The organism is Paraburkholderia sp. BR10872, assembly GCF_040965835.1.
GTDB classification, from domain to species: Bacteria; Pseudomonadota; Gammaproteobacteria; order Burkholderiales; family Burkholderiaceae; genus Paraburkholderia; species Paraburkholderia nodosa_A.
In genome coordinates, this window is the sequence record NZ_JBFRCN010000002.1 from 266,046 (window position 1) to 288,957 (window position 22,912).

Here is a 22,912-nt window from a genome sequence, read left to right on the forward strand (position 1 = left end):
CGTTACGCGCCTTCTATGTAAGCGCTAAGCCCCGACGCCAGCGCCGCAAAAGTTACCGTGCAACGCGCGCTCGTGCGCAGATCCTCATGCATGGCGACCCACGTATCCAGGCTCAGCGAGAACTCGTCGCGCAGAACGCGCACCAGCTTCGGGTCTCTTGCCGCCAACGGCGACTGGCACCCGCCGATGCCGAAACCAGCGCGTATCGCGGCCAACTGGGCAAGGTCGCTGTCGGCGCGAAATGCAAAGTTATGACGGCTGTAGGCTGCGAACCTGGGCTGAACCGAACGAATGAACGCGTTCTCGTGATCGAAGCCGATGACCGAATGGCGTGTCAGCTCTTTCATCGACTTCGGCACGCCATGAAGCGCCAGATATCGTTCGTGGGCATGCAGCCCGACGTCGATCGCGCCAACACGTTTGGCGATCAGCGCCTCCTGCACTGGCCGGAACATGCGTATCGCAATGTCCGCTTCACGACGCAGGAGGTCGTCCGCCCTGTTTGACAGCACGAGTTCGATCCTCAGCTCGGGATATTGGTGGCGCAGCGCCGCCAGGATCGGCGGCAAGACCTCGACGCCGATAACTTCGCTCGCCGTCAGCCGCACGGTCCCGCGCACGCCCGAGCCGTGACCGCTCGCCGTGCGGCGCAAGGCGGCCGTCGTCATCGCAAGGCCGACCGCGTACGGCCGCAGTTCATTGGCCGCCTCGGTTGGCGAGAACCCATCGGATGAGCGCGTAAACAGCGTGAGTCCAAGCGCCGCCTCCAGACTTTCGACGTGGCGGCCGACGGTCGGCTGCGTGATGCCCAACGCGCGGGCGGCCGCCGAGAGCGAGCCGCTTTCCAGGACCTGCAGAAAGCTCCGGTACCACTCCCAGTTCGGTTCCTTGTCGGCCATACTTCGTCCCCAATTCAGATCGCAGGCTATACATAAATGTATAGCTTATGGTCTATTTTCGCCAATTTTCTATTGACGGCAAGCGGCGCAGAATGCCCCTCATCACCGCTCACCCGTCAGGAGAACCCGCATGAACGCCACCCGCATCAATCGACAGAACCGCGCACTCGTACTCGGCGCCAGCGGCGGAATCGGCAGCGAAGTCGCGCGCCAGTTGCTCGACGCCGGCTGGCAAGTCCGCGCGCTGCGGCGCGGCGGTGCGCCGGGCACGGCTGCCGCCGGCGCCATCGACTGGGTCGACGGCGACGCGCTCTCGCGCGAAGCGGTGGTACGCGCCGCGCAGGGTTGCGCGGTGATCGTGCACGCCGTGAACCCGCCCGGATACCGGCGCTGGGCGGAAGTCGTGCTGCCGATGATCGACAACACGCTCGCCGCCGCGGCCGCCGTGGGCGCGACCGTCGTGCTGCCGGGCACCATCTACAACTTCGGGCCCGACACCTTCCCGGTACTGCGTGAAGATTCGCCCCAGCAGCCGCTCACGCGCAAGGGCGCGATTCGCGTGGAACTGGAGCGGCGCATGCGGGCCGCGAGCGAGCATGGCGTGCGCTCGATCGTCGTGCGTGCGGGGGACTTTTTCGGGCCGCACGTGGGCAATAGCTGGTTTGCGCAAGGGATCGTGAAGCGTGACGAGCCGGTGCAGGTCGTACGCCAGCCGGGGACGCGCGGCGTGGGCCACGCGTGGTCGTACGTGCCCGATGTCGCGCGTACGATGCTCGAACTGATCGAGCGGCGCGACACGCTGCCCGCGTTCGCAGTGTTCCACATGGCCGGCCACTGGGACGCCGATGGCTCGCAGTTCGTCGAAGCGATCTGCCGCGTCGCCCGGCGTCACGGACTGAAGCCGCAGAGCAAGCCCTTCGCCTGGGCCTTCATGCGCGCCATCTCGCCCTTCGTGACGACGCTGCGCGAACTGATGGAGATGCGCTATTTGTGGAGCGAGCCGTTGCAGCTCGACAACGCCCGCCTCGTCCGCGAACTCGGGCGCGAGCCGCATACGCCGCTCGACGAAGCCGTCGAGGCGACGCTCATGGGTCTGAATTGCCTCGGCGCCGACGAGCGCGCGCCGAAGGCGGCTTGATGGTTACGCCTTCAGGCGCTGCGCGATTTGATACGGATTCCGAATGTCAATGCGAGTGGCTCGGCACGTCCGAGCCGCGGCAACCCACCAGGAAGTCGAAATCGCAGCCCTCGTCGGCCTGCAACACGTGCTCGACATAAAGCTTGCGATAACCGCTGCGATCGGCGGGGATGGGCCGCTGGTTCGCAGCCCACTCGTCGAGCCGCGCGACGATCGCCTCGTCGCTGATATCCACGCGCAATACGCCCTCCTCGCAGTCCAGCTCGATCCAGTCGCCGTCCCGCACGATCGCGAGCGGGCCGCCCGCACGCGCTTCAGGGGCCACGTGCAGCACCACCGTGCCGTACGCCGTGCCGCTCATGCGCGCGTCCGACACGCGCACCATGTCGGTTACGCCCTGCGCAAGAAGCTTGGGCGGCAAGCCCATGTTGCCCACCTCGGCCATGCCCGGATATCCCTTGGGCCCGCAGTTCTTCAAGACGAGCACGGAATCGGCCGTGACGTCGAGATCGGGGTCGCCGATGCGCGCCTTGTAGTCGTCGAAGTTCTCGAACACCACGGCGGGCCCGCGATGCTTTAACAGCTTCTGCGTGGCCGCCGACGGCTTCAACACCGCGCCGTTCGGCGCGAGATTGCCGCGCAGCACGCACAGCGCGCCGTCTTTGACGAGCGGATTGTCGAGCGGGCGAATGACTTCGGCGTTGTGAATGGGGGCTTCGCGCACGTTTTCCCACAGCGTTTTTCCGTTGGCCGTGAGCGCATCGGGATGCGGCAGCAGGTTCGCTTCACCGAGGCGCCGCAGCACGGCGGGCAAGCCGCCCGCGTAATAGAACTCCTCCATCAGAAAGCGGCCCGAAGGCTGCAGGTCGACGAGGGTCGGCGTACCTTGCCCGATGCGCGTCCAGTCGTCGAGTTCGAGCGGCACGCCGATGCGTCCCGCGATCGCTTTCAGGTGGATCGCCGCATTGGTCGAGCCGCCGATCGCCGCGTTCGTGCGAATGGCGTTTTCGAACGCCGCGCGCGTGAGCAGCTTCGAGAGGCGCAGGTCTTCGAGCGCCATCTCCACGATACGCATGCCCGACATGTGCGCGAGCACGTAGCGGCGCGCGTCCACGGCCGGAATCGCCGCGTTGTGCGGCAGCGTGACGCCCAGCGCTTCGGCCATGCACGCCATCGTCGAAGCCGTACCCATGGTGTTGCAGGTGCCCGCCGAGCGCGACATGCCCGACTCCGCCGACATGAACTCGTGGATCGAAATCTTGCCCGCCTTCACCTGCTCGCTCAGTTGCCACACCACCGTGCCCGAACCGATATCGCGCCCTTCGTGCTTGCCGTTGAGCATCGGGCCGCCGGTCACGGCAATCGCAGGGACGTCGCAACTGGCCGCGCCCATCAGCAATGCGGGCGTGGTCTTGTCGCAGCCGACCAGCAGCACGACGGCATCGACCGGATTGCCTCGTATGGATTCCTCAACATCCATCGAAGCGAGGTTGCGGGTGAACATGGCCGTGGGCCGCAGGTTCGACTCACCGTTCGAGAACACGGGAAACTCGACCGGAAATCCACCGGCTTCATAGACGCCGCGCTTGACGTGCTCTGCGAGCTTGCGAAAGTGCGCGTTACACGGCGTGAGTTCCGACCACGTATTGCAAATGCCGATAATCGGCTTGCCGGCGAACTCATGATCCGGTATTCCTTGATTCTTCATCCAGCTCCGGTACATGAAGCCGTTTTTATCCGTGGTGCCGAACCACGCGGCCGAGCGAAGCTTGGGCTTACGGGTGTTCATGGCTTTGCCCACTTAGTGAGAAAGTCCTATAAATAGCATGACTATATGGACTGCGATTATCGGGAAAACGCTAATCGAAACCGTCCTGGTCGTTGCATATAGTTTGTCTATTGTGGTCAGCAGGGGCGGCCAACGGTATACCGAGAGGATATAACCGAAGGCCAGGGATGGCGCGATACTTCTCGTGATACTGTCCGGCCGTGATGGACGCGGGTGTAGCGCCATGAATTAAAGAAATACAACGCACAGAGCTACATCGGAGACACGCATGAAACTGGCAACACGCATGGTAAGCGGGTTGGTCGCTGCGGCGGCCGCTTTCTCGTTGGCGGCGGGTGTCGCACACGCCGAAGACAAGCAGATTACGCTAGGTTTTGCGCAGGTCGGCGCGGAAAGCGCCTGGCGCACGGCAAACACGGTGTCGGTCAAACAGGCCGCCAAAGACGCCGGTATCAACCTCAAGTTCTCGGACGCCCAGCAGAAGCAGGAAAACCAGATCAAGGCGATCCGCTCGTATATCGCCCAAAAGGTGGACGTGATCGCGTTCTCGCCCGTGGTCGAATCGGGCTGGGAGCCGGTGCTGCAGGAGGCCAGGCGCGCCAAGATTCCCGTGATCCTCACGGACCGCAACATCGACGTGAAGGATCAGTCGCTCTACGTGACGATGATCGGCTCGGACTTCATGGAAGAAGGCCGCCGCGCGGGCAAGTGGCTTGAAGATCACTACAAGGACAACCCCGGCCCGATCAATATCGTCGAATTGCAAGGCACCGTGGGTTCCGCACCGGCCAACGACCGTCACTCGGGCCTCATGGAAGTGATCAAGAACGATCCGAAGTTCAAGATCATCGCGTCGCAAAGCGGCGACTTCACGCTGGCCGGCGGCAAGCAGGTCATGGAAGCATTCGCGAAGACGTATGGAAACAAGATCAACGTGGTCTACGCGCATAACGACGACATGGCGCTCGGCGCGATCCAGGCCATGGAAGAAGCCGGCATGAAGCCGGGCAAGGACATCAGCGTCGTGTCGTTCGACGCCACCAAGGGCGGCTTCCAGGCGATGATCGCCGGCAAGATGAATGTCGACGTGGAGTGCAGCCCGCTGCTCGGGCCGCAGCTCATGAGCGCCGTGAAGGACGTCGTGGCGGGCAAGCAGTTGCCCAAGCGCATCGTGACGAACGAAACGGTGTTCCCGGAGGACGTGGCGGCACAGGTGCTCCCGTCGCGCAAGTACTAAACTTCGCTGCAAGCGGCGCGGCGTGCTTCGTTGCCCTTAGTATTTAAGGAGTTGACTCAGCACACCGCGCGCTCTGGCCTCTTTCACGGTTGCTTATGAGCGTTGCCCCGATACTCGAAACCGTCGGTCTTACCCGAACCTTCCCCGGCGTGCGTGCGCTCGACCGGGTCGATTTTCGTCTGTACCCCGGCGAAATCCATACGCTGATGGGGCAGAACGGCGCCGGCAAGTCCACGCTCATCAACGTGCTGACCGGCGTGCACCAGCCCGAGGCGGGCGAGATACGCCTCGCGGGCGAGGCGGTGCACTTCCCGACGCCGCAGATGGCGGAAGCCGCCGGCATCCAGACGCTCTACCAGGAGGTCAATCTCTGCCCGAACCTCTCGGTTGCGGAGAACATTTTCGCGGGCCGCCAGCCGCGCAAGCGCGGCCTCGGCCTGATCGACTGGAAAACGATTCATCGCCGCGCAGAAGAAGCGCTCGCGCAACTGAATCTCTCTCTCGACGTCACGCAGTCGCTCGACACCTACCCCATTGCGATGCAGCAGATGGTGGCGATTGCGCGCGCGGTGTCCGTCGATGCGCGCATTCTGATTCTCGACGAACCGACTTCGAGCCTCGACGAAGGCGAAGTCGCGCGCCTGTTCGACGTGCTGCGCAAGCTGAAAGCGTCGGGCATTGCGATCCTGTTCGTCACGCATTTTCTGGAGCAGACCTATGCGATCTCCGATCGCATCACGGTGATGCGCAACGGCGAGCGCGAAGGCGAATATCTCGCCGCCGACCTGCCGGTGCAAACGCTGGTCGCGAAAATGGTGGGCCTGCAGAACGCGGGCGAGCGGCTCACGCAAGCCGAAACGGTGCACGGCGAGACGGCGGCAACGAACGCCGAACCGTATCTTGCGGCGCAAGGCGTGGCGCGCCGCGGCGTGCTCAATCCGCTCGATCTGGAAGTGCAGCCGGGCCAGATTCTCGGCCTCGCTGGCCTGCTCGGCTCGGGCCGCACGGAAACCGCCCGCCTGCTGTTCGGCGCGGACAAAGCCGATGCGGGAACGCTGCATATCAACGGCAAAGCGGTGAAGCTTTCTTCGCCGCGAGACGCCGTGCGCCACGGCATGGCCTACTGTCCCGAAGACCGCAAGAAGGAAGGCATCGTCGCCGATCTGTCGATCCGCGAAAACATCGTGCTTGCGCTGCAGGCGCAACTGGGCTGGTGGCGCATGATACGGCGCTCGCGCCAGCGCGAACTGGCCAACGAATATATCGAGCAACTCGGCATCAAGGCGCGCGACGCCGAACAGCCCATTGGCCTGCTTTCGGGCGGCAACCAGCAGAAGGTGCTGCTCGCGCGCTGGCTTGCGACGAAGCCGCGTTTGCTGATCCTCGACGAACCCACACGCGGCATCGACGTGGCCGCCAAGTTCGAAATCATGGACCGCGTGCGCGCGCTTTGCGCAAAGGGCCTCGGCATCCTGTTCATTTCGTCGGAGATCAGCGAGGTGGTGCGTGTCTCCGACCGCATCGCCGTGCTGCGCGACCGGCGCAAGGTGGCCGAGCTTTCGGGCGCGGCGCGCTCGGAGCACGAAGTCTACGACCTCATTGCCGGAGACCGTCGATGACGCGCCCCGCCCTCCCCGTCTGGCTTTCGCTCGTCATCCGGCATCCGCTGGTGTGGCCCGCGGTGACGCTCATCGCGCTTTTCGTCGTCGACGTCGTGCATCGCGGCAACTTCCTCTCGATCACGATGCTGGGCGGCCACCTGTTCGGCGCGCCCATCGACATCCTCATGCGCGCCGCGCCGCTCGTCGTGGTGTCGCTCGGCATGACGCTCGTGATCGCTACGCGCGGCATCGACATTTCCGTGGGCGCAGTCGTGGCGATCGCGGGTGCGGCGGCCGCCACGGTGCTCGCCGCCGATCCTTCGCGCGTGGGCCTCGCGTTCGGCGCGGCGCTCGCGGTGGGCCTGCTCGCCGGCATCTGGAACGGGCTGCTCGTCGCGTTCGTCGGCATGCAGCCGATCATCGCCACGCTCATCCTGATGGTGGCGGGCCGCGGCGTGGCGCAGCTGCTCACGGGCGGCCAGATCATCCCCATCGGCGCGCCCGGTTATCTCTTCGCGGGCGGCGGCTATTTCGCGCTGATCCCGTGCGCCGTGTGGATCGCGATTGCCGTGACCGCGCTCACCGCGCTGATCGTCAACCGCACGGCGCTCGGCCTGTTCATCCGCTCGATCGGCGTGAATCCGGTGGCCGCGCGACTTGCGGGCCTGTCGTCGCAAGCCGTGGTGTTCGGCGCGTACGCGTTCTGCGGCGTGACCGCCGCGATCGCCGGCATTCTCATCAGTTCGAACGTGCGCAGCGCGGACGGCAACAACGCGGGCCTTCTGCTCGAACTCGACGCCATTCTCGCCGTGACGCTCGGCGGCACGTCGCTGCTGGGCGGGCGCTTCAGTCTCGCGGGCACGGTGCTCGGCGCGCTCATTATCCAGACGCTCACCTACACCACCTATTCGATCGGCGTGCCGCCCGAGGCCACGCTCGTCGTGAAGGCCGTGGTCGTGCTGCTCGTGTGCCTGATCCAGTCGCCCGCCGCGCGCACCTTCGCTTTTCAACAACTCAAGCGCATCGCTCTCGCGCGCCGCGCGCGCGCCTGAGCGCCTGAGCACGAGCGCACCCATTCGGGGGAAGCCGAGCATGAACCGCCCTGCCCTGTCCTTTTCGAACACGCTCGCAGCGTGCCGGCGCGGCGCCACCCGCTTCGTCGATCCGCGCGTGCTGCCCATCGTCGTGACCGTCGTGCTGTTTGCCGTGCTGTTCGGCTTCGGCTCGGTCATGTACACCGGTTTCTTCTCGCTTCAGGTGGCCTTCGGGCTGCTGGTCGACAACGCGTTCCTGCTGATCGTCGCCATCGGCATGACATTCGTGATCATCTCGGGCGGCATCGATCTCTCGGTCGGCGCCGTGGTCGCGCTCACGACGATTCTCTGCGCCGTGGGCACCGAAAAACTGCACTGGCCCGTGCTCGTGGTCGTGCCGCTCGTATTGCTCTGCGGCGCGTTGTACGGCGCGGCAATGGGCGCGCTGATCCACTTCTTCCGGCTGCAGCCCTTCATCATCACGCTCGCGGGCATGTTCCTCGCGCGCGGCACCTGCTTTCTCATCACCACCGAATCCATCCAGATCAACGACCCCGGTTTTCACGCGCTCTCCGAATTCAACATTCCGGTGGGCAGCGGCTCGCTCACCACCGGTTCGCTCACGGCCATCGCCATGCTCGTTGCGGGCATCGTCATCGCGCACTTCACGCGCTTTGGGCGCAACGTCTACGCGATCGGCGGCAACGAGCGCTCCGCGCTGCTCATGGGCCTGCCGGTGGCGCGCACCAAGATCGGCGTGTACGCGCTCTCGGGCTTTTGCTCGGCGCTCGGCGGCGTGGTGTTTACGCTCTACGTGCTGTCGGGCTACGGGCTGCAGGCGCAAGGCATGGAACTCGACGCCATCGCCGCGACCGTGATCGGCGGCACGCTGCTTACGGGCGGCGTGGGCTATGTGATCGGCTCGGTGTTCGGCGTGGGCATTCTGGGCACGATCCAGACGCTCATTACCTTCGACGGCACGCTCAGCTCGTGGTGGACGCGCATCGTGATCGGCGCGCTGCTCTGCGCGTTCTGCCTCATGCAGCGCGCAACCGAGCGCCACGCCGCGCGCCGCAAGTCCACCGGCACAGGCCGCGGCGCCCCGCGCACCACGCGGCCGCAAGCCGCCGCGCCGATGGACCAGGCCAAGCTCGCCAGCCCGCCGCCGCACATGCAGGAGGCGAAGGGCGGTGCGTAAGCCGCTTGTCATGGACGATCGTCGCCATGGCAGCGCGTATGGAGTAGTTACGGGTATACATGGATTAGGAGGCCTCATCACGCTGCACTAAGATTTTTGCGGTACCGTCGGCGCCTGGCGAACCCATGTTCGCTGCGGATGTCTAGCGCGTTCCCCCGGTACTGGCCAGTATCTGCACGCTTTTCGACGAAAAGTCGCCTACATCGACCACGATGACAAGACCGGAGGAAAACATGGCGCAGGATCGGGATGACACAAAAGACGGTAAGGGCTTGATCGACACGGGCCGGCGCGGCCTGATGCAGGGTGCGGGACTGGGCGCGGCACTATCGCTGCTCGGTGCGGTGGGCGGCGGCGGATTCATTTCCACGGCGCAGGCCGCCGAATCGGGCTTCCCTTCGCACAAGAAGTGGAAGATCGTGTTCGTCAATCACGTCACCACGAATCCGTTCTTCGTGCCGACGCAATACGGCATTCAGGACGCGTGCTCGCTGCTCAACATGGACTACCAGTGGACCGGCTCGGCCACGTCCGACGCGGGCGAAATGGTGCGCGCCGTGAATTCGGCCATCGCCGCAAAGGCCGACGCGATCGCGGTGCCGATCGTCGACCCCACCGCTTTCGACAAGCCCATTCAGGCGGCGCTCGACGCGGGCATTCCCGTCTTCGCCTATAACGCCGACGCGCCGCGCGGCAAGAAGAACCCGCGGCTTGCCTATATCGGCCAGGACCTGTATCTCTCGGGCTACCAGATGGGCGAGCGTATCGTGAGCCTGATCGACAGCGGCCTCGTCGGCCTCTTCATCGCCACGCCTGGCCAGCTCAACATCCAGCCGCGTCTGGACGGCGCGAGCGACGCCATCAAGAAGTCCGGCAAGAAGATCGACATCCAGACCGTGGCCACGGGCGCGACCGTCAACGAAGAGCTTTCGAAGATCAAGTCGTTCTACCTGGGCCACCAGGACCTGAAGGGCATGTTCGCTGTCGATGCGGGCAGCACGCAGGGCGTCGCGCAGGTGATGAAGGAAAACAACCTGCCTTCGAAGGGCGTGCACGGCGGCGGCTTCGACCTCTTGCCCACCACGGTCCAGCTCATCCACGAAGGCTATCTCGACTTCACGATCGACCAGCAGCCGTACGTGCAGGGCTTCTATACGGTGATGCAGGCGTTCGTGACGCTCGCCTCGGGCGGGCTGGTCGGGCCGGCCGACACGAACACGGGTCTGAAGTTCGTGACGAAGGAAACCGTCGAGCCGTACCTCAATACCTCGACGCGTTTCGAAGGCAAGACCACCAAGCCGCAAATCGTGCCGATGAGCGGTGCGATCAAGTCGTAATGAACCCAGTGCAATGAACTACGAGTGATGAACTCTGTGAACGAAACCGGCAAGGCTGAAGTCTCCGCGCGGGCTGTTGCCCGCCCGCGCGGGCAATGGCTCTCCGCGTGGGCGCCCGAGTTGCGTATTCTGCTCGTGGCGATGATCCTCGCGGCATACTTCGAGTTTTCCAACCGGGATTTCCTGCTCACCAACGCGAGTCTCGTCAACCTCTCGCAGTTCATCGCGCCGGTGGCGATCATCGCGTTCGGCGAAATCATGCTGATGATCGGCGGCGACATCGATCTTTCAGCCGGCATGGTGTTCGCCTTCGCGCCGTTCATGATGGTGTTCGCCAACGACGCGGGCGCGCCCATGTGGCTCGCCGTGATCGCGGGGCTCGTGGCCGCGGGCATCGTCGGCTTCGTGAACGGGGCCGTGACCGTGTGGCTGCGTCTGCCCTCGTTCGTCACGACGCTCGGCACGCTCTTCCTCATCAACGGCATCACGCTCACCGTTTCGCGCGGCACCCCGGTGCAGACGCCGGGTTCGCCCGAATTCGCGGCCTTCATGGGCGCGTGGGGCTATAGCGAGATCCTCTGGACTATCGTCATCGCGTTTGCCATGCACGTGCTGCTGCGCCACACGCGCTGGGGCCTGCATACGCAGGCGGCCGGCGCGAATCCGCTAGGCGCGAGCGAGGCTGGTATTCACGTGAACCGGCTGCGCCTCGGCAATTTCATCATTGCCGCCGTGCTCGCGGGCTTCACCGGCATTCTGGAAGGTTTTCGCATCACCTCGATCGACCCGCAGGCGGGCGGCAACCAGATCATGTTCCTCGCCGTGGCTTCGGCCGTGATCGGCGGCACGCCGCTCACGGGCGGCTCGGGCACGATCGTGGGCGGCCTGATCGGCGCAGCGGTGCTCGGCATTCTCAACGACGGCTTCACGCTCATCGGCATCAACGCGTTCACCTTCAACATCATCCTCGGCGCCGCGATTCTCGCCGCCATGGTCTTCAACATCCACGTTGGGCGCCTGCGCCGCAAAGGGAGCCGATGATGGACGAATCGCAAGCCTCCCCCGGCGGCGCAACCGCCACGGCCAACGCCCCGCTCGCGGTGCGCGGCGAGAACATCGTCAAGCGCTTCGGCGCGGTCACGGCGCTCGACGGCGTTTCGCTCACGCTCGGCCGCGGCGAAATCCTCGGCATTCTCGGCGACAACGGCGCGGGCAAGTCCACGCTCGTGAAAATCCTCACGGGTTTTCATCAGCAAACGAGCGGCACACTGCAGATCGACGGCAGCGAGACGCTGCTGCGCTCGGTGGACCATGCGCGCTCGCTCGGCATCGAATGTGTTTATCAGGACCTCGCGCTGGCGAATTCGCTGAGCATTTACCACAACATGTTCCTGAACCGCGAGATTGTGCGGCGCGGGCCCTTCAAACTGCTCGATCACAAGCAGATGCGCCAGCGCGCGGCGCAACTGCTCGACGACATCGGCGTGCACGTGCCCTCCGTGGACCTGCCTGTGGAGCGGCTTTCGGGTGGTCAGCGCCAGGCGATCGCGGTGGCGCGCGCCGTCCATTCGAACGCAAAAATCCTGTTGCTCGATGAGCCGCTCGCCGCGATGGGAGCGCGCGAAGCGGGTCTGATCATCGATCTCATCATGCGTTTGAAGGAAAAAGGCGGCCTATCGATTATCATGATCATGCACAACTATGCGCAGACGCTCGATATTGCGGATCGCATCATGTTGATGCAGCGAGGCCGCGTGACATACGAGCAGCACAGCGCCAATACATCGGTGGCTGAACTGATGGATATCGTGCGGCGGGAATATCGGGCCATGCGCACCACCAGCGCGTAATGGTTCCCACATACAGGGGGGACGCTCCGATCGGGTAGCCCCCGGCCGGACAATCATGGATTACCGCAATCTAGAGAAACGCAAGAGCATGCACGCGCGCATCGTGCAGGAGCTCGGCATGCAGATCGTAGGCGGCACGCTCGCCCCCGGGCAGCGCCTGCCGCCCGAACCCACGCTGTGCGAAACCTACGGCGTGAGCCGGCCCGTGCTGCGCGAGGCCACGCGCGTGCTGGTCGCCAAGGGTCTCGTGGTGTCGAAGCCGCGCGTGGGCAGTGTCGTTCGCCCGCGCGAAGAATGGCACATGCTCGACCCCGACGTGCTGTACTGGACCGTCAACAGCATTCCCGAAGGCGAGTTCTTCCGCTCGCTCATGACCGTGCGGCAGATCATCGAACCCGCCGCCGCGGCACTTGCCGCGATTTCAGCAAACGACGAAGACCGCGCCCGCATCACCGCGGCCTACGCCCGCATGGAGCAGGCGGAGACTGCCGCCGACCTGCTCGAACCCGATCTGGAATTCCACCGCGCGATCATGGCCGCCACGCATAACAACATGCTGGCGTACATCGGCAACATGCTCTCGCTCGCGCTTTCCGAGTCGATCAAGCTCACGAGCCGCCATCCCAACACACACGCCCTTTCGTTGCCGCGCCACAAGGCGATTCTCACGGCCATCGAGCACGGCGACGCGCTTGCGGCGCGGCAGGCGAGCGTCGTGCAACTCGACAATGCGCGCGCCGACGCCAAGTCGATTCTGGGCGGGGCGGGGCTGGAAACCTGAGGGTCGCAGACTGAAGCGCCGCCGCACCTGGGCCGCATTGCGCGGCCCATCGACGTGCGCTTGCCTCACACCGCCCGCTTGCTGCGGCGGAACTGGTCGAACAGCACCGCGAGCAGCAGGATGCCGCCGCGAATCAGGTACTGATAGAACGTCGGCACGTTCATGAGGCTCATGGCGTCCTGCACCGCGCCCATGATGAGCACGCCCACCAGGACGCCCGAGATCGTCGCCACGCCGCCCGTGAGCGACACGCCGCCCAGCACGCAGGCCGAGATCACGCCGAGTTCGAGGCCCACCGAAGTCTTCGGGTCGCCGAGGCTCATGCGCGAGGCCAGCATCACGCCCGCGAAGCCCGTAATGAGCCCTTGCAGCACGAACACCGTGATCTTGATGCGCGTGACCGGCAGGCCGGCAAGCCGCGCCGCTTCGCTATTGCCGCCCACCGCCAGCACGTTCTTGCCGAACACGGTTTTCTTGAGCAGGAAACCGAACACCACGAAACCGATGATGTTGCTCCAGATCGGGTACGAGATGCCCAGGAACGAGCCGCCGCCCAGATCGAAGAAGCGCTCTTCGGAGATCATCACGGCGTCGCCGTTCGAGGTGAGGAAGGCGAGGCCGCGCACCGCTTCCATCATCGCGAGCGTGGCGATCAGCGAGTTGATCTTGAAGCGCGCGATCAGCACGCCGTTCACGAGCCCGACCGCGCCGCCCGCGAGCACGCCGGCCGTAATGCCGAGCAGCACGCTATGCGACTGCGTGATGACCGTGGAGGCCACCACGCCCGCGAACGCCACGATCGAGGCGACCGAAAGATCGACCTCGCCCAGCGCGAGCACGAACATCATCGTGACGGCAATCGAGCCGATCAGCGTGACGGAGAGCAGCAGGCCCTGAATGTTGCGGGTCGTGAGGAAGTCGGGCACCGTGGCGGATAGCACCGCGAACAGCACCACGAACACCACCACGATGCCCGATTTGTTGATCATGTCCCACGCCCGCGCGCGCTGGGGGGTAATCGGCGCGGCGGCTTCGTTGACGGTAGGCGTGCCCTGTGGCTGCATGGCTTCACTCATTTCTGGTTCATCGTTACAAAAAGGATTTCAGCGCGGCAGCGCCATCTTGATCAGTTCGTCGGGCGAAGCTTCGGCCTTCGGCAGGCTGCCGGCAATCCGGCCTTCGCGCATGACGATGATGCGGTCCGACACGCCGATCACTTCGGCCAGGTCGCTCGACACCATGATCACGGTCTTGCCCGCTTCGGCGAGCTCGTACAGCAGGTTGTAGATCTCGGCGCGCGCGCCCACGTCGATGCCGCGCGTGGGCTCGTCCATCAGGAACACCTCGATGCGCTCGGCGAGCCAGCGCGACAGAATCACCTTCTGCTGGTTGCCGCCCGAGAGCGTGCCGATGGCCGTGTCGCCGTTGCGCGTCTTGATCGCGAGCTTCTTGATGTAGTCCTGCGCGAGATCGCGCTCGCGCCGCGCATCGAGGAGGAAGCGCGCGGGGCTGAAGTGGCGGCGCGCGCTGATGTTGAGGTTGTCGGCCACCGAGGCGATCGCGACGATGCCTTCCTGCTTGCGGTCCTCGGGGCATAGTGCGAGGCCCGCGCGCACGGCGTCGCGAGGGCTCGCGAAATTGACGCGCTTGCCGTCGAGTTCGACATGCCCCGCGCTGGCGCGCGTCGCGCCGTAGATCAGCTTCATGAGTTCCGAGCGCCCGGCGCCCACGAGCCCGAAGAAGCCGACGATCTCGCCGCGCCGCGCCGTAAACGATACCGGCTCGGCCAGGCCGGGACCCAGCAGGCCCTTCGCTTCGATCAGCACGTCTCCCGCCTGGCGCGGACGATAGCCGTACACGTCCTCGATCGAGCGGCCCACCATCGCCGCGATCAGGCGATTGCGGTCGAGATCGGCTACCGAATCGAACGTCTCGATGCGCTTGCCGTCGCGGAACACCGTCACGCGGTCGCAGAGCTCATAGACTTCGTCCATGCGGTGCGTGACGTAGATGATCGCGCGGCCATCCGCGCGCAGCGCGTTGATGATGCGAAAGAGGTTCTCCGTCTCGCGCGCCGAGAGCGAGCTGGTCGGTTCGTCGAAGGCGATCACGCGCGCGTCGCGCATGAGCGCCTTGCCGATCTCGATCATCTGGCGCTGGCCGATGGAGAGATTCTTCACCGGCGTGCGCGGATCGATGCGCTCGCCAAGCCGCTTGAGTTCATCCATCGCGCGCTTGACGAGCGTGCCTTCGTCGAGCACGCCGAGGCGATTGGGCAACTGCCCGAGCATCAGGTTTTCCGCCACCGTCAGCTCGGGCACGAGATGCAGTTCCTGATAGATGATCGCGATACCCGCTTCGAGCGCCGCCTTCGTGGTCGTGAAGCGGTGCTCCACGCCATTCAGCTCGAGCGTGCCTTCCTGCGGCTGGTTCACGCCCGAGAGCACCTTGAGCAGCGTGGATTTGCCCGCGCCGTTCTCGCCCATCAAGCCGTGCACTTCGCCGGCACGCACTTCCAGCGCCACGCGGTCGAGCGCGCGCACGCCCGGGAAGCTCACGGTAATGCCGTCGAGCTCCAGGTACGCGCGATTCCCCTGTTGAGCGCCCTTCACCGCGTTCGCTTGCGCGTTCGCATCAGTCATCGTTTCAGTCATTGCATCCCTGCCCTTTGCTTCGCCTCAGTCTTCTACGCAGTCCTTAGATACCCAGCTCGCTGCGCACGGCCGTCCAGTTGTCGCGCGTCATCAGCTTGCCGGTGGTCTGCGTGTCGGCGGCCGGCTGCTTGCCGTCGCGGATCCACTCGACGAGGTTCTCGGCGCTTTCCTTGCCGTGGTTCGTCGAGCTCACGGCGATCGTGCCGTAGAAGCCCGTAGGCTGCTTCTTCTGGAACTCGGCGAACGCTTCGCCTGCGCCGTTGATGCCCACGCCGATCACGTCGGCCGACGGAATGTGCAGCTGTTCGGTCGCGCGCACGGCGCCCAGCACGCTTTCCTCGTTGAGCGCGAACACCACCCACTTCTTGATGTTCGGATGCTGGGCGAGCACCGGCGACGCCGCATTGAAGCCGCCTTCGTCGTCGGTGGTCTTTTGCGGGGCGTCGAAGATGTTTTCCTTCTTGAAGCCGCCGGCCAGCAGCGATTGCGTCGCGCCGTCCGTGCGCAGCTTCGCCGTGGGCAGTTCATAGTCGGTGATACGCAGCGCACCCACTTCTTCCGGCTTCCAGCCGCGGCGCTTCATTTCGTCGGTGATCGCCTGGCCGACCTGATTGCCGATCTTGAGCGCCGACATACCGAGGTGCGGCACGCTGGCGATCGGCTTGCCCGACGAGTCGACGAGCTGGTCGTCCACCGTCACGAACTTCATGTTGTAGCGCTTGGCGCGCGCCTGGATGGCCGGTCCGAGACGCACGTCCGGCGCGCAGATCACGAAGCCTTGTGCGCCTTGCGCGCCGAGGTTGTCGATGGCGGCGAGCACCTTCTCGCCGTCCGGCGTGCCGATGTTCACCACCGAGAAGTTCTCTTTCTGGCCGAGTGCCGTAGCGGCCTTCTGCTCGTTGATGAACCATGCCTGCTCCGGCATCTTCACGAGGAAGCCGATCTTCACGGGCGAGTCGGCGTGCGCCGCCACGTTCATGCCGAGCGGGGCGATGCACATCGCCGCGAATGCGGCACGAAGGGTCAAACGGCGGATCTTGCTGGTCATGCTCCTGTCTCCTCAGGTGTGGTGTGCTGCGTGTGTAATGCTTGAAAGAAGCGTCTTTAATGCCCGAAGGCCTCGACTTCGACGTGCCTGCCGAGCAGGAACGCGTCCGCCACGAGGCGCAGCGGGCGCACGTCCACGTCGTCGGTGCCGTGGGCGATCAACCAGTGAAAACGCTCATAGAGCGCCGCATATTCCCGTTCCGCGTCGAGCGCGACCGGCTCGCCCGCAATCGCGAGGCGCTTGCCGCCTTCCGCGATCGAGAGCAGGCCGTCCGTGGTCTCCACATCGATTTCCCATTGCTCGACCGGACCGTGGCGCCAGTCGAACTCGGCGCGCACGGGCACGCCATCGGTGTCGATGCAATCGAGTTCGGCTGCGATCGGCGTCGAGCAATCGCTCGGCACATGCAGCGTCGCGCCCTGCAGCAGCACTTCGCGCGGCAGGATGCGCGTGACGATGGAAAGCGCGTTGATGCCCGGATCGAACACGCCGAGGCCGCCCGGTTCCCAGATCCACTGCTGACCCGGATGCCAGCGGCGCACGTCTTCCTTCCAGCGCACGTGCACGGCGCGAATGGTGCGCTCGGCGAGCCACGCGCGCGCGGGTTCGACGGCGCTCGCGCAGCGCGAATGCCACGTGGTGAACAGCGTGCGGCCGCGCTTTTGCGCGAGTTCGCGCAGCGCCTCGACTTCGCTCACGCTCGCGCCAGGCGGCTTTTCGAGCATGACGTGCTTGCCCGCTTCGAGCGCGGCGCGCGCCTGCGCGTAGCGCACCTGCGGCGGCGCGCACAGCGACACGGCGTCGAGATCGGACTCGGCGGCCAGCAGCGCACCGATGTCCTTGTAGTTGCGCACGTTCTCGACCTGCGCGTTGCGGCTCGCGCTCGCGACGAGTTCGAAGCCGGGATTGCCCGCGATGGCGGGCAGATGCTGGTCGCGCGCAATCTTGCCCACGCCGACGATACCCAACGTATAGGACGCTTTCATGACGTATCTCCGCCCCTTCTTTTCAGGGAGATTTTTTATTCTGCATGACGAATGATTTATCTACCCCAGCGCAATACGAGCGGATCGAGGCGGCGCGCGATGTCGATCAGTTCGGCGCGCGTCGCGGGATGCATCGCGGGCAGCGGGTGGCGCGGCAGTTCGCACTCGATTACGCCGCCTTCCTTCATCAGCGACTTGCAGGCGAGCATGCCCGCCTGGCGGTTTTCGTGATTGATGAGCGGCAGCCACTTCTGGTAGAGCGCGAATGCGTCGTCGGTGCGGCCTTCGCGGTGGGCTACGATAATCGGGCGAATACCGTCCGGGAAGCCGCCGCCCGTCATCGAGCCGGTCGCGCCGGCGTTCAGGTCCGCGAGCAACGTAATGGCTTCTTCGCCGTCCCACGGGCCTTCGACGGCCTCGCCCGCCAGCTTGATCAGCTCGCGCAGCTTGTTTGCCGCGCCCGGCGTTTCGATCTTGAAGTACGAGACCTGCGCGATCTCGCGGGCCATGCGCGCGAGGAACGGGGCGGAGAGCACCGTGCCGCTCGCAGGCGCGTCCTGGATCATGATCGGAATGTCGATCGCATCGGACACGCGCGCGTAGAAGTCGTAAATCTGCTGCTCGGGCACGCGGAAGGTCGCGCCGTGGTACGGCGGCATGAGCATCACCATCGCCGCGCCCTGCTCCTGCGCGCGCTTGCTGCGTGCGGCGGCAACCGGCGTGCCGTAGTGCGTGGTCGTCACGATCACGGGCACGCGGCCTGCCACGTGCTCGAGTACGGTGCGCGTGATGACTTCGCGCTCGTCGTCGGAGAGCGAGAACTGCTCCGAGAAGTTCGCGAGAATGCACAGGCCGTCCGAGCCCGCGTCGATCATGAAATCGACGGCGCGCTTCTGGCTTGCCAGATCCAGTTCGCCCGTTTCGGTGAACGTGGTCGGCACGACGGGGAAAATGCCCCTGAATCGGGGCGTACGGCTCGTAGTCATGTCTTCAGTCCTGCTTGAGAAAGAGTGTCAGGCCGCGCCTTCACGATTCGCTCGCCAGCTCTCCCGTGCTGCGGCGAGGCGTGCGCAGCACCGCGCGCACGGCGAACGTCACAAGCACCGCGAACACCAGCGTGGCCGCGAGAAAGTAAAGCCCGGCCGCCAGGCTGCCCGTCGCGTCCTTGATGAGCCCGATGCCATAGGGGCCGAGATAGCCGCCGAGATTCGCGAGCGAGTTGATCGTCGCGATCCCCACGGCCGCGCTCGCGCCGGTGAGGAACTCGCCGGGCAGCGCCCAGACCACGGCCTGAATCGAGTAGATCGAAAAAGCGGTCAGGCAGATGAACAGCAGTTGCAGCGCCGGCGCGTGAAACCACGCGCTCGCGGCCATCGTCAGCGCCGCGACGCCCGAGACCACGACGATGTGGCCGTAGCGTTCGCGATGCTTGTCCGAATGGCGCGGCACGATCAGCAAGCCCGCTACCGCGAACAGATACGGCACCGCGGAAAGCAGGCCCGCCGTGGAATCGCTCACGCCGAACGCCTTGATAATGGTAGGCAACCAGAGCGACAAACCATAGATGCACAGCGGAAACGGCAGGAACAGCAGCGCAAGCAGCAGCACGCGGCGGTCCTTGAGCGCGCTGAATGGGTTGCGATGCGTGTCGAGGCGGTAGGTGCGCTGGTCGGCGGCGAGTTCGCGCGCGATCCAGCGGCGCTCAGTGTCGTCGAGCCAGCGTGCATGCGCGGGCGATTCGGGCAACAGACGCAGCGTGGGAATGCACAGCAGCACGGCAGGCAGGCCGCTCACGACGAAGAGCGTCTGCCAGCTCGACATGCCGAAAAAGCCGTGCGTTTCGAGCAGCGCGCCCGCGATCGGGCCCGTGACGATGCCGGCGATGGGCTGCGCGAGCACGAGCAGGCCGATCACGCGCGCGCGGTGGCGCATGGGGAACCACTGCGTGAGGAAATACAGAATGCCGGGATAGAGCCCGGCCTCCGCCGCGCCCAGCAGAAAGCGCAACGCGTAAAAGCTCTTCGGGCCGCTCACGAGCGCCATCAGCATCGTGATCACGCCCCACGTGAAGAGGATGCGCGCGAACCACACGCGCGCGCCGAAGCGCGCGAGCGCGAGATTGCTCGGCACTTCGCAGAGGAAATAACCGATGAAGAAGAGGCCCGCGCCCAGGCCGTAGGCGGCGTCGGACAGGCCCACGGCCGCGTTCATGTGCAGCTTCGCGAAGCCGACCACGGTGCGATCGACGTACGCCACCACATAAATCAGCGCGAGAAAAGGCAGCAGCCGGCGCGCGATATGGCCGACGATGTGCTTTTCCTCGCTGCTGGCGCTTACCATTGCAGCGGGGCTTTCGTGTTGCAGCACCTGCGGGTTCGTCATCGTGTCTCCAGGCTCGTTTCTTCTCTTTTGCTGCGCTCAGCGCGCCGGCGCGCCCTGGCTCATTGCATCAACCGCTCAGTGCGAATGCCGCGGCACCGCCGCCCCGCGCTTGCCCACGAGGAAGTCGAGGTCGCAACCCTCGTCGGCCTGCAGCACGTGATCGACGTAAAGGCGCGCATAACCGCCCTTGCCCAGCTGCTCCGCCACGCCGGGCGCGGCCGCCGGATCGACATCGCTCAGACGGCGCGCGAGTTCCTCGTCGCTGATGTCCAGATGCAGGCGGCCCGATTCGCAGTCCAGCTCGATCCAGTCGCCGTTGCGCACCGCCGCGAGCGGGCCGCCCGCCGCCGCTTCGGGCGCCACGTGCAGGACCACCGTGCCGTAAGCCGTGCCGCTCATGCGCGCGTCGGAAATGCGCACCATGTCCTTCACGCCCTGGCGCAGCAGCTTGGGCGGCAGGCCCATGTTGCCGACCTCGGCCATGCCGGGGTAGCCGCGCGGGCCGCAGTTCTTCATCACGAGGATGGAGTCCTTGTCGACATCGAGCGACTCGTCGGCGATCGTCGCCTTGTAGTGGTCGAAGTTTTCGAACACGACGGCGCGGCCCCGATGCTTGAGCAGCTCGGGCGTGGCCGCCGAAGGCTTGAGCACGGCGCCGCGCGGCGCGAGATTGCCGCGCAGGATACAGATGCCGCCGTCCGCGATCAATGGGTTGTCGAGTTGACGGATCACTTCATCGTTGTAATTGGGCGCCTCGCGCACGTTGTCCCAGATGGACTTGCCGTTGACCGTGAGCGCATTGGGATGCGGCAGGAGGTTCGCTTCGCCGAGCCGGCGCAGCACCGCCGGCAGGCCGCCCGCGTAATAGAACTCTTCCATCAGGAAGCGGCCCGACGGCTGCAGATCGACGATGGTCGGCGTGTTGCGGCCAATGCGCTGCCAGTCTTCCAGTTCGAGATCGACGCCGATGCGCCCGGCAATCGCCTTCAGGTGAATCACGGCGTTGGTCGAGCCGCCAATCGCGGCGTTGGTGCGGATGGCGTTCTCGAACGCTTCACGCGTGAGGACCTTCGAGAGCTTCAGGTCTTCCAGCGCCATCTGCACGATGCGGATGCCCGACATGTGCGCGAGCACGTAGCGGCGCGAATCGACGGCGGGAATCGCGGCGTTGTGCGGCAGCGAAACGCCGAGCGATTCGGCCATGCAGGCCATCGTCGAGGCAGTGCCCATGGTGTTGCAGGTGCCCGCCGAGCGCGACATGCCCGCTTCGGCCGAAAGGAACTGATGCAGGTTGATCTCGCCCGCCTTCAGCTCCTCGTGCAGCCTCCAGACGACCGTGCCGGAGCCGATGTCACGGCCTTCGTGCTTGCCGTTGAGCATCGGGCCGCCGGTCACGACGATGGCGGGCACGTCCACGCTCGCCGCGCCCATCAGCAGCGCGGGCGTGGTCTTGTCACAGCCGCACAGCAGCACGACGGCGTCGATGGGGTTGCCGCGAATCGCCTCTTCCACGTCCATGGAGGCGAGATTGCGCGTGAGCATGGCCGAGGGACGCAGGTTCGATTCGCCGTTCGAGAACACCGGGAATTCGACCGGGAAGCCGCCCGCTTCATAAATGCCGCGCTTCACGTGCTCGGCGAGCTTGCGGAAATGCGCATTGCAGGGCGTGAGTTCCGACCAGGTGTTGCAGATGCCGATGATCGGGCGACCATCGAATTCGTGATCGGGAATGCCTTGATTCTTCATCCAGCTTCGGTACATGAAGCCGTTCTTGTCCGTGGTGCCGAACCACTGTTGGGAGCGCAGTTTGGGTTTGGTATCCGACATCGTGTTCGTTGTGTAGAGCGAGTAGTTCGCCGAGTGCTTCGAGCGATGGATTCGGGACAGTCTACGGAGAAGTCTGATAACCTCCTAATGAAATAATGGACGCTTCCGATATCGAAATCGGCATTGGTATAAACACCTAAAACTATTTGGGAAATCAGGCGGAGACATGCTCGATACGAGCCCCTGGTACGTGCGCACGCGGCTGAAAACGCGGCAATTGCTCCTCGTCGTGGCGCTGGCGGAGGAAGGTAACATTCACCGCGCGGCGGCGGCGCTGAACATGACGCAGCCCGCCGCCTCGAAGCTCCTGCGCGAGCTCGAAGACATGCTCGGTGCGGTGCTGTTCGAACGCATGCCGCGCGGCATGCGGCCCACGCTGTACGGCGACGCGCTGATCCGCCACGCGCGCGCCGTGCTCGGCAGCCTGGACCAGGCGCAGGAGGAGCTTAGCGCGCTCAAGGCCGGGCGCCTTGGCCACGTGGCGGTGGGCGCGATCACCTCGCCTGGCGTGCGCGTGCTGCCGGCGGCCGTTGCGGCGGTCAAGCGCACGCATGCGAACCTGCGCGTCTCCGTGGAGATCGACGCCAGCAACGTGCTGCTCGAACACCTGGCGCAAGACAAGCTCGACGTGGTGCTGGGCCGCCTGTCCGCCGAGCACGACAAGCTCCAGTTGCGTTACGAACCGCTCGCGGGCGAGCCCGTGTGCGCCGTGGTCCGGCCGGGGCACCCCATGCTCGTGGCGGCGCAGGACGAAGCCCGACCGATCGCGCTCGCCGACATCGCGCGCGCCACGTGGGTCGTGCCGCCCGTTGGCAGCGTGCTGCGCCACCGCTTCGAGCTGATGTTCCAGCGCGCGAGCCTCGCGCCCCCATCGAACGTGGTCGAGACACCCGCGCTGCTGTTCATCACGCGCGTGCTGGAGCAAAGCGACATGATCGCCGTGCTCACCGAGGACGTGGCGCGCTACTACGCGGCGCACGGCATGGTCGCGATCCTGCCCGTGCCGATGGATTGCCAGATGGACGACTTCGGCATCATCACGCGCGCGGACGGCCTCCTCACGCCCGCGGCGAGCGTGATGATCGAGGCGTTGCGGCAGGTGAGCGCCGACATCTACGGGACACACGGCCGCGAGCAAGGCGCGCGATAAT

19 protein-coding genes are annotated in these 22,912 nt (G+C 65.3%); 10 read left to right on the forward strand and 9 right to left on the reverse strand.

Going from position 1 to position 22,912, the window contains the following annotated elements; translation table 11 throughout:
* Positions 1–2 precede the first annotated feature (2 nt).
* Entirely contained in the window at positions 3–899 is an 897-nt protein-coding gene (locus AB4Y43_RS03240) for a LysR family transcriptional regulator (protein ID WP_368727026.1), read from the reverse strand.
* Positions 900–1,029: 130 nt separating this feature from the next.
* Between AB4Y43_RS03240 and AB4Y43_RS03245 the strand changes: the two genes are divergently transcribed.
* Positions 1,030–2,037: an NAD-dependent epimerase/dehydratase family protein gene (locus AB4Y43_RS03245; RefSeq protein WP_368727027.1), complete on the forward strand. Its 1,008-nt coding sequence runs from the start codon at positions 1,030–1,032 to the stop codon at positions 2,035–2,037.
* Positions 2,038–2,083: 46 nt separating this feature from the next.
* Here AB4Y43_RS03245 and AB4Y43_RS03250 read toward each other — a convergent pair whose 3' ends face one another.
* Positions 2,084–3,826, reverse strand: coding sequence for an IlvD/Edd family dehydratase (locus AB4Y43_RS03250; RefSeq protein WP_069265842.1), 1,743 nt, complete (start codon positions 3,824–3,826; stop codon positions 2,084–2,086).
* Positions 3,827–4,094: 268 nt separating this feature from the next.
* Here AB4Y43_RS03250 and AB4Y43_RS03255 point away from each other — a divergent pair, with 268 nt between their 5' ends.
* The 8 genes from AB4Y43_RS03255 to AB4Y43_RS03290 all read left to right on the forward strand — a co-directional run bounded on the left by AB4Y43_RS03255 (position 4,095) and on the right by AB4Y43_RS03290 (position 12,864).
* The gene (locus AB4Y43_RS03255) at positions 4,095–5,063 is read left to right on the forward strand and encodes an ABC transporter substrate-binding protein (RefSeq protein WP_069265841.1); all 969 of its coding nucleotides are present in this window, start codon (positions 4,095–4,097) and stop codon (positions 5,061–5,063) included.
* Between the two features lie 95 nt (positions 5,064–5,158).
* On the forward strand, positions 5,159–6,682 hold the full coding sequence (locus AB4Y43_RS03260) for a sugar ABC transporter ATP-binding protein (protein ID WP_069265840.1): 1,524 nt from the start codon (positions 5,159–5,161) through the stop codon (positions 6,680–6,682).
* Entirely contained in the window at positions 6,679–7,716 is a 1,038-nt protein-coding gene (locus AB4Y43_RS03265) for an ABC transporter permease (protein ID WP_342949028.1), read from the forward strand. The genes AB4Y43_RS03260 and AB4Y43_RS03265 overlap by 4 nt, the downstream gene beginning before the upstream one ends.
* 40 nt (positions 7,717–7,756) lie before the next feature.
* Positions 7,757–8,896 carry a galactofuranose ABC transporter, permease protein YjfF gene (gene yjfF / locus AB4Y43_RS03270; protein WP_083245333.1) on the forward strand — a complete coding sequence of 380 codons (1,140 nt, stop codon included), beginning with the start codon at positions 7,757–7,759 and terminating at the stop codon, positions 8,894–8,896.
* A 233-nt stretch (positions 8,897–9,129) separates the two neighbouring features.
* Complete coding sequence (locus tag AB4Y43_RS03275; RefSeq protein ID WP_342949029.1) at positions 9,130–10,233, forward strand: sugar ABC transporter substrate-binding protein; 1,104 nt, start codon at positions 9,130–9,132, stop codon at positions 10,231–10,233.
* A gap of 27 nt (positions 10,234–10,260) precedes the next feature.
* Complete coding sequence (locus AB4Y43_RS03280; protein ID WP_069265837.1) at positions 10,261–11,274, forward strand: ABC transporter permease; 1,014 nt, start codon at positions 10,261–10,263, stop codon at positions 11,272–11,274.
* Positions 11,274–12,083 carry an ATP-binding cassette domain-containing protein gene (locus AB4Y43_RS03285; protein ID WP_069265836.1) on the forward strand — a complete coding sequence of 270 codons (810 nt, stop codon included), beginning with the start codon at positions 11,274–11,276 and terminating at the stop codon, positions 12,081–12,083. The genes AB4Y43_RS03280 and AB4Y43_RS03285 overlap by 1 nt, the downstream gene beginning before the upstream one ends.
* Before the next feature lie 55 nt (positions 12,084–12,138).
* Positions 12,139–12,864, forward strand: coding sequence for a FadR/GntR family transcriptional regulator (locus AB4Y43_RS03290; protein WP_069265835.1), 726 nt, complete (start codon positions 12,139–12,141; stop codon positions 12,862–12,864).
* A 65-nt stretch (positions 12,865–12,929) separates the two neighbouring features.
* Here AB4Y43_RS03290 and araH read toward each other — a convergent pair whose 3' ends face one another.
* The 7 genes from araH to AB4Y43_RS03325 all read right to left on the reverse strand — a co-directional run bounded on the left by araH (position 12,930) and on the right by AB4Y43_RS03325 (position 21,761).
* On the reverse strand, positions 12,930–13,940 hold the full coding sequence (gene araH / locus AB4Y43_RS03295) for an L-arabinose ABC transporter permease AraH (protein WP_069265834.1): 1,011 nt from the start codon (positions 13,938–13,940) through the stop codon (positions 12,930–12,932).
* A gap of 27 nt (positions 13,941–13,967) precedes the next feature.
* Entirely contained in the window at positions 13,968–15,506 is a 1,539-nt protein-coding gene (araG, locus tag AB4Y43_RS03300; protein WP_141710724.1) for an L-arabinose ABC transporter ATP-binding protein AraG, read from the reverse strand.
* Positions 15,507–15,561: 55 nt separating this feature from the next.
* A complete protein-coding gene (locus AB4Y43_RS03305; protein WP_069265832.1) occupies positions 15,562–16,566 on the reverse strand; it encodes an arabinose ABC transporter substrate-binding protein in 1,005 nt (334 codons plus the stop codon).
* Positions 16,567–16,622: 56 nt separating this feature from the next.
* Entirely contained in the window at positions 16,623–17,552 is a 930-nt protein-coding gene (locus AB4Y43_RS03310; protein WP_368618771.1) for a Gfo/Idh/MocA family protein, read from the reverse strand.
* 56 nt (positions 17,553–17,608) lie between these two features.
* Positions 17,609–18,538, reverse strand: coding sequence for a dihydrodipicolinate synthase family protein (locus tag AB4Y43_RS03315; protein WP_368727028.1), 930 nt, complete (start codon positions 18,536–18,538; stop codon positions 17,609–17,611).
* Positions 18,539–18,578: 40 nt separating this feature from the next.
* Positions 18,579–19,934: an MFS transporter gene (locus tag AB4Y43_RS03320; RefSeq protein WP_342949032.1), complete on the reverse strand. Its 1,356-nt coding sequence runs from the start codon at positions 19,932–19,934 to the stop codon at positions 18,579–18,581.
* 75 nt (positions 19,935–20,009) lie between these two features.
* On the reverse strand, positions 20,010–21,761 hold the full coding sequence (locus tag AB4Y43_RS03325) for an IlvD/Edd family dehydratase (protein ID WP_069265828.1): 1,752 nt from the start codon (positions 21,759–21,761) through the stop codon (positions 20,010–20,012).
* A 166-nt stretch (positions 21,762–21,927) separates the two neighbouring features.
* Between AB4Y43_RS03325 and AB4Y43_RS03330 the strand changes: the two genes are divergently transcribed.
* The gene (locus tag AB4Y43_RS03330) at positions 21,928–22,911 is read left to right on the forward strand and encodes a LysR substrate-binding domain-containing protein (protein ID WP_368727029.1); all 984 of its coding nucleotides are present in this window, start codon (positions 21,928–21,930) and stop codon (positions 22,909–22,911) included.
* The last annotated feature ends 1 nt before the right edge of the window (position 22,912 follow it).

Coding starts and splice junctions, on each gene's coding strand:
- AB4Y43_RS03240 (WP_368727026.1), bottom strand. CDS start 899: ATGGCCGACAAGGAACCGAACTGGGAGTGGTACCGGAGCTTTCTGCAG.
- AB4Y43_RS03245 (WP_368727027.1), top strand. CDS start 1,030: ATGAACGCCACCCGCATCAATCGACAGAACCGCGCACTCGTACTCGGC.
- AB4Y43_RS03250 (WP_069265842.1), bottom strand. CDS start 3,826: ATGAACACCCGTAAGCCCAAGCTTCGCTCGGCCGCGTGGTTCGGCACC.
- AB4Y43_RS03255 (WP_069265841.1), top strand. CDS start 4,095: ATGAAACTGGCAACACGCATGGTAAGCGGGTTGGTCGCTGCGGCGGCC.
- AB4Y43_RS03260 (WP_069265840.1), top strand. CDS start 5,159: ATGAGCGTTGCCCCGATACTCGAAACCGTCGGTCTTACCCGAACCTTC.
- AB4Y43_RS03265 (WP_342949028.1), top strand. CDS start 6,679: ATGACGCGCCCCGCCCTCCCCGTCTGGCTTTCGCTCGTCATCCGGCAT.
- yjfF (WP_083245333.1), top strand. CDS start 7,757: ATGAACCGCCCTGCCCTGTCCTTTTCGAACACGCTCGCAGCGTGCCGG.
- AB4Y43_RS03275 (WP_342949029.1), top strand. CDS start 9,130: ATGGCGCAGGATCGGGATGACACAAAAGACGGTAAGGGCTTGATCGAC.
- AB4Y43_RS03280 (WP_069265837.1), top strand. CDS start 10,261: ATGAACTCTGTGAACGAAACCGGCAAGGCTGAAGTCTCCGCGCGGGCT.
- AB4Y43_RS03285 (WP_069265836.1), top strand. CDS start 11,274: ATGGACGAATCGCAAGCCTCCCCCGGCGGCGCAACCGCCACGGCCAAC.
- AB4Y43_RS03290 (WP_069265835.1), top strand. CDS start 12,139: ATGGATTACCGCAATCTAGAGAAACGCAAGAGCATGCACGCGCGCATC.
- araH (WP_069265834.1), bottom strand. CDS start 13,940: ATGAGTGAAGCCATGCAGCCACAGGGCACGCCTACCGTCAACGAAGCC.
- araG (WP_141710724.1), bottom strand. CDS start 15,506: ATGACTGATGCGAACGCGCAAGCGAACGCGGTGAAGGGCGCTCAACAG.
- AB4Y43_RS03305 (WP_069265832.1), bottom strand. CDS start 16,566: ATGACCAGCAAGATCCGCCGTTTGACCCTTCGTGCCGCATTCGCGGCG.
- AB4Y43_RS03310 (WP_368618771.1), bottom strand. CDS start 17,552: ATGAAAGCGTCCTATACGTTGGGTATCGTCGGCGTGGGCAAGATTGCG.
- AB4Y43_RS03315 (WP_368727028.1), bottom strand. CDS start 18,538: ATGACTACGAGCCGTACGCCCCGATTCAGGGGCATTTTCCCCGTCGTG.
- AB4Y43_RS03320 (WP_342949032.1), bottom strand. CDS start 19,934: ATGACGAACCCGCAGGTGCTGCAACACGAAAGCCCCGCTGCAATGGTA.
- AB4Y43_RS03325 (WP_069265828.1), bottom strand. CDS start 21,761: ATGTCGGATACCAAACCCAAACTGCGCTCCCAACAGTGGTTCGGCACC.
- AB4Y43_RS03330 (WP_368727029.1), top strand. CDS start 21,928: ATGCTCGATACGAGCCCCTGGTACGTGCGCACGCGGCTGAAAACGCGG.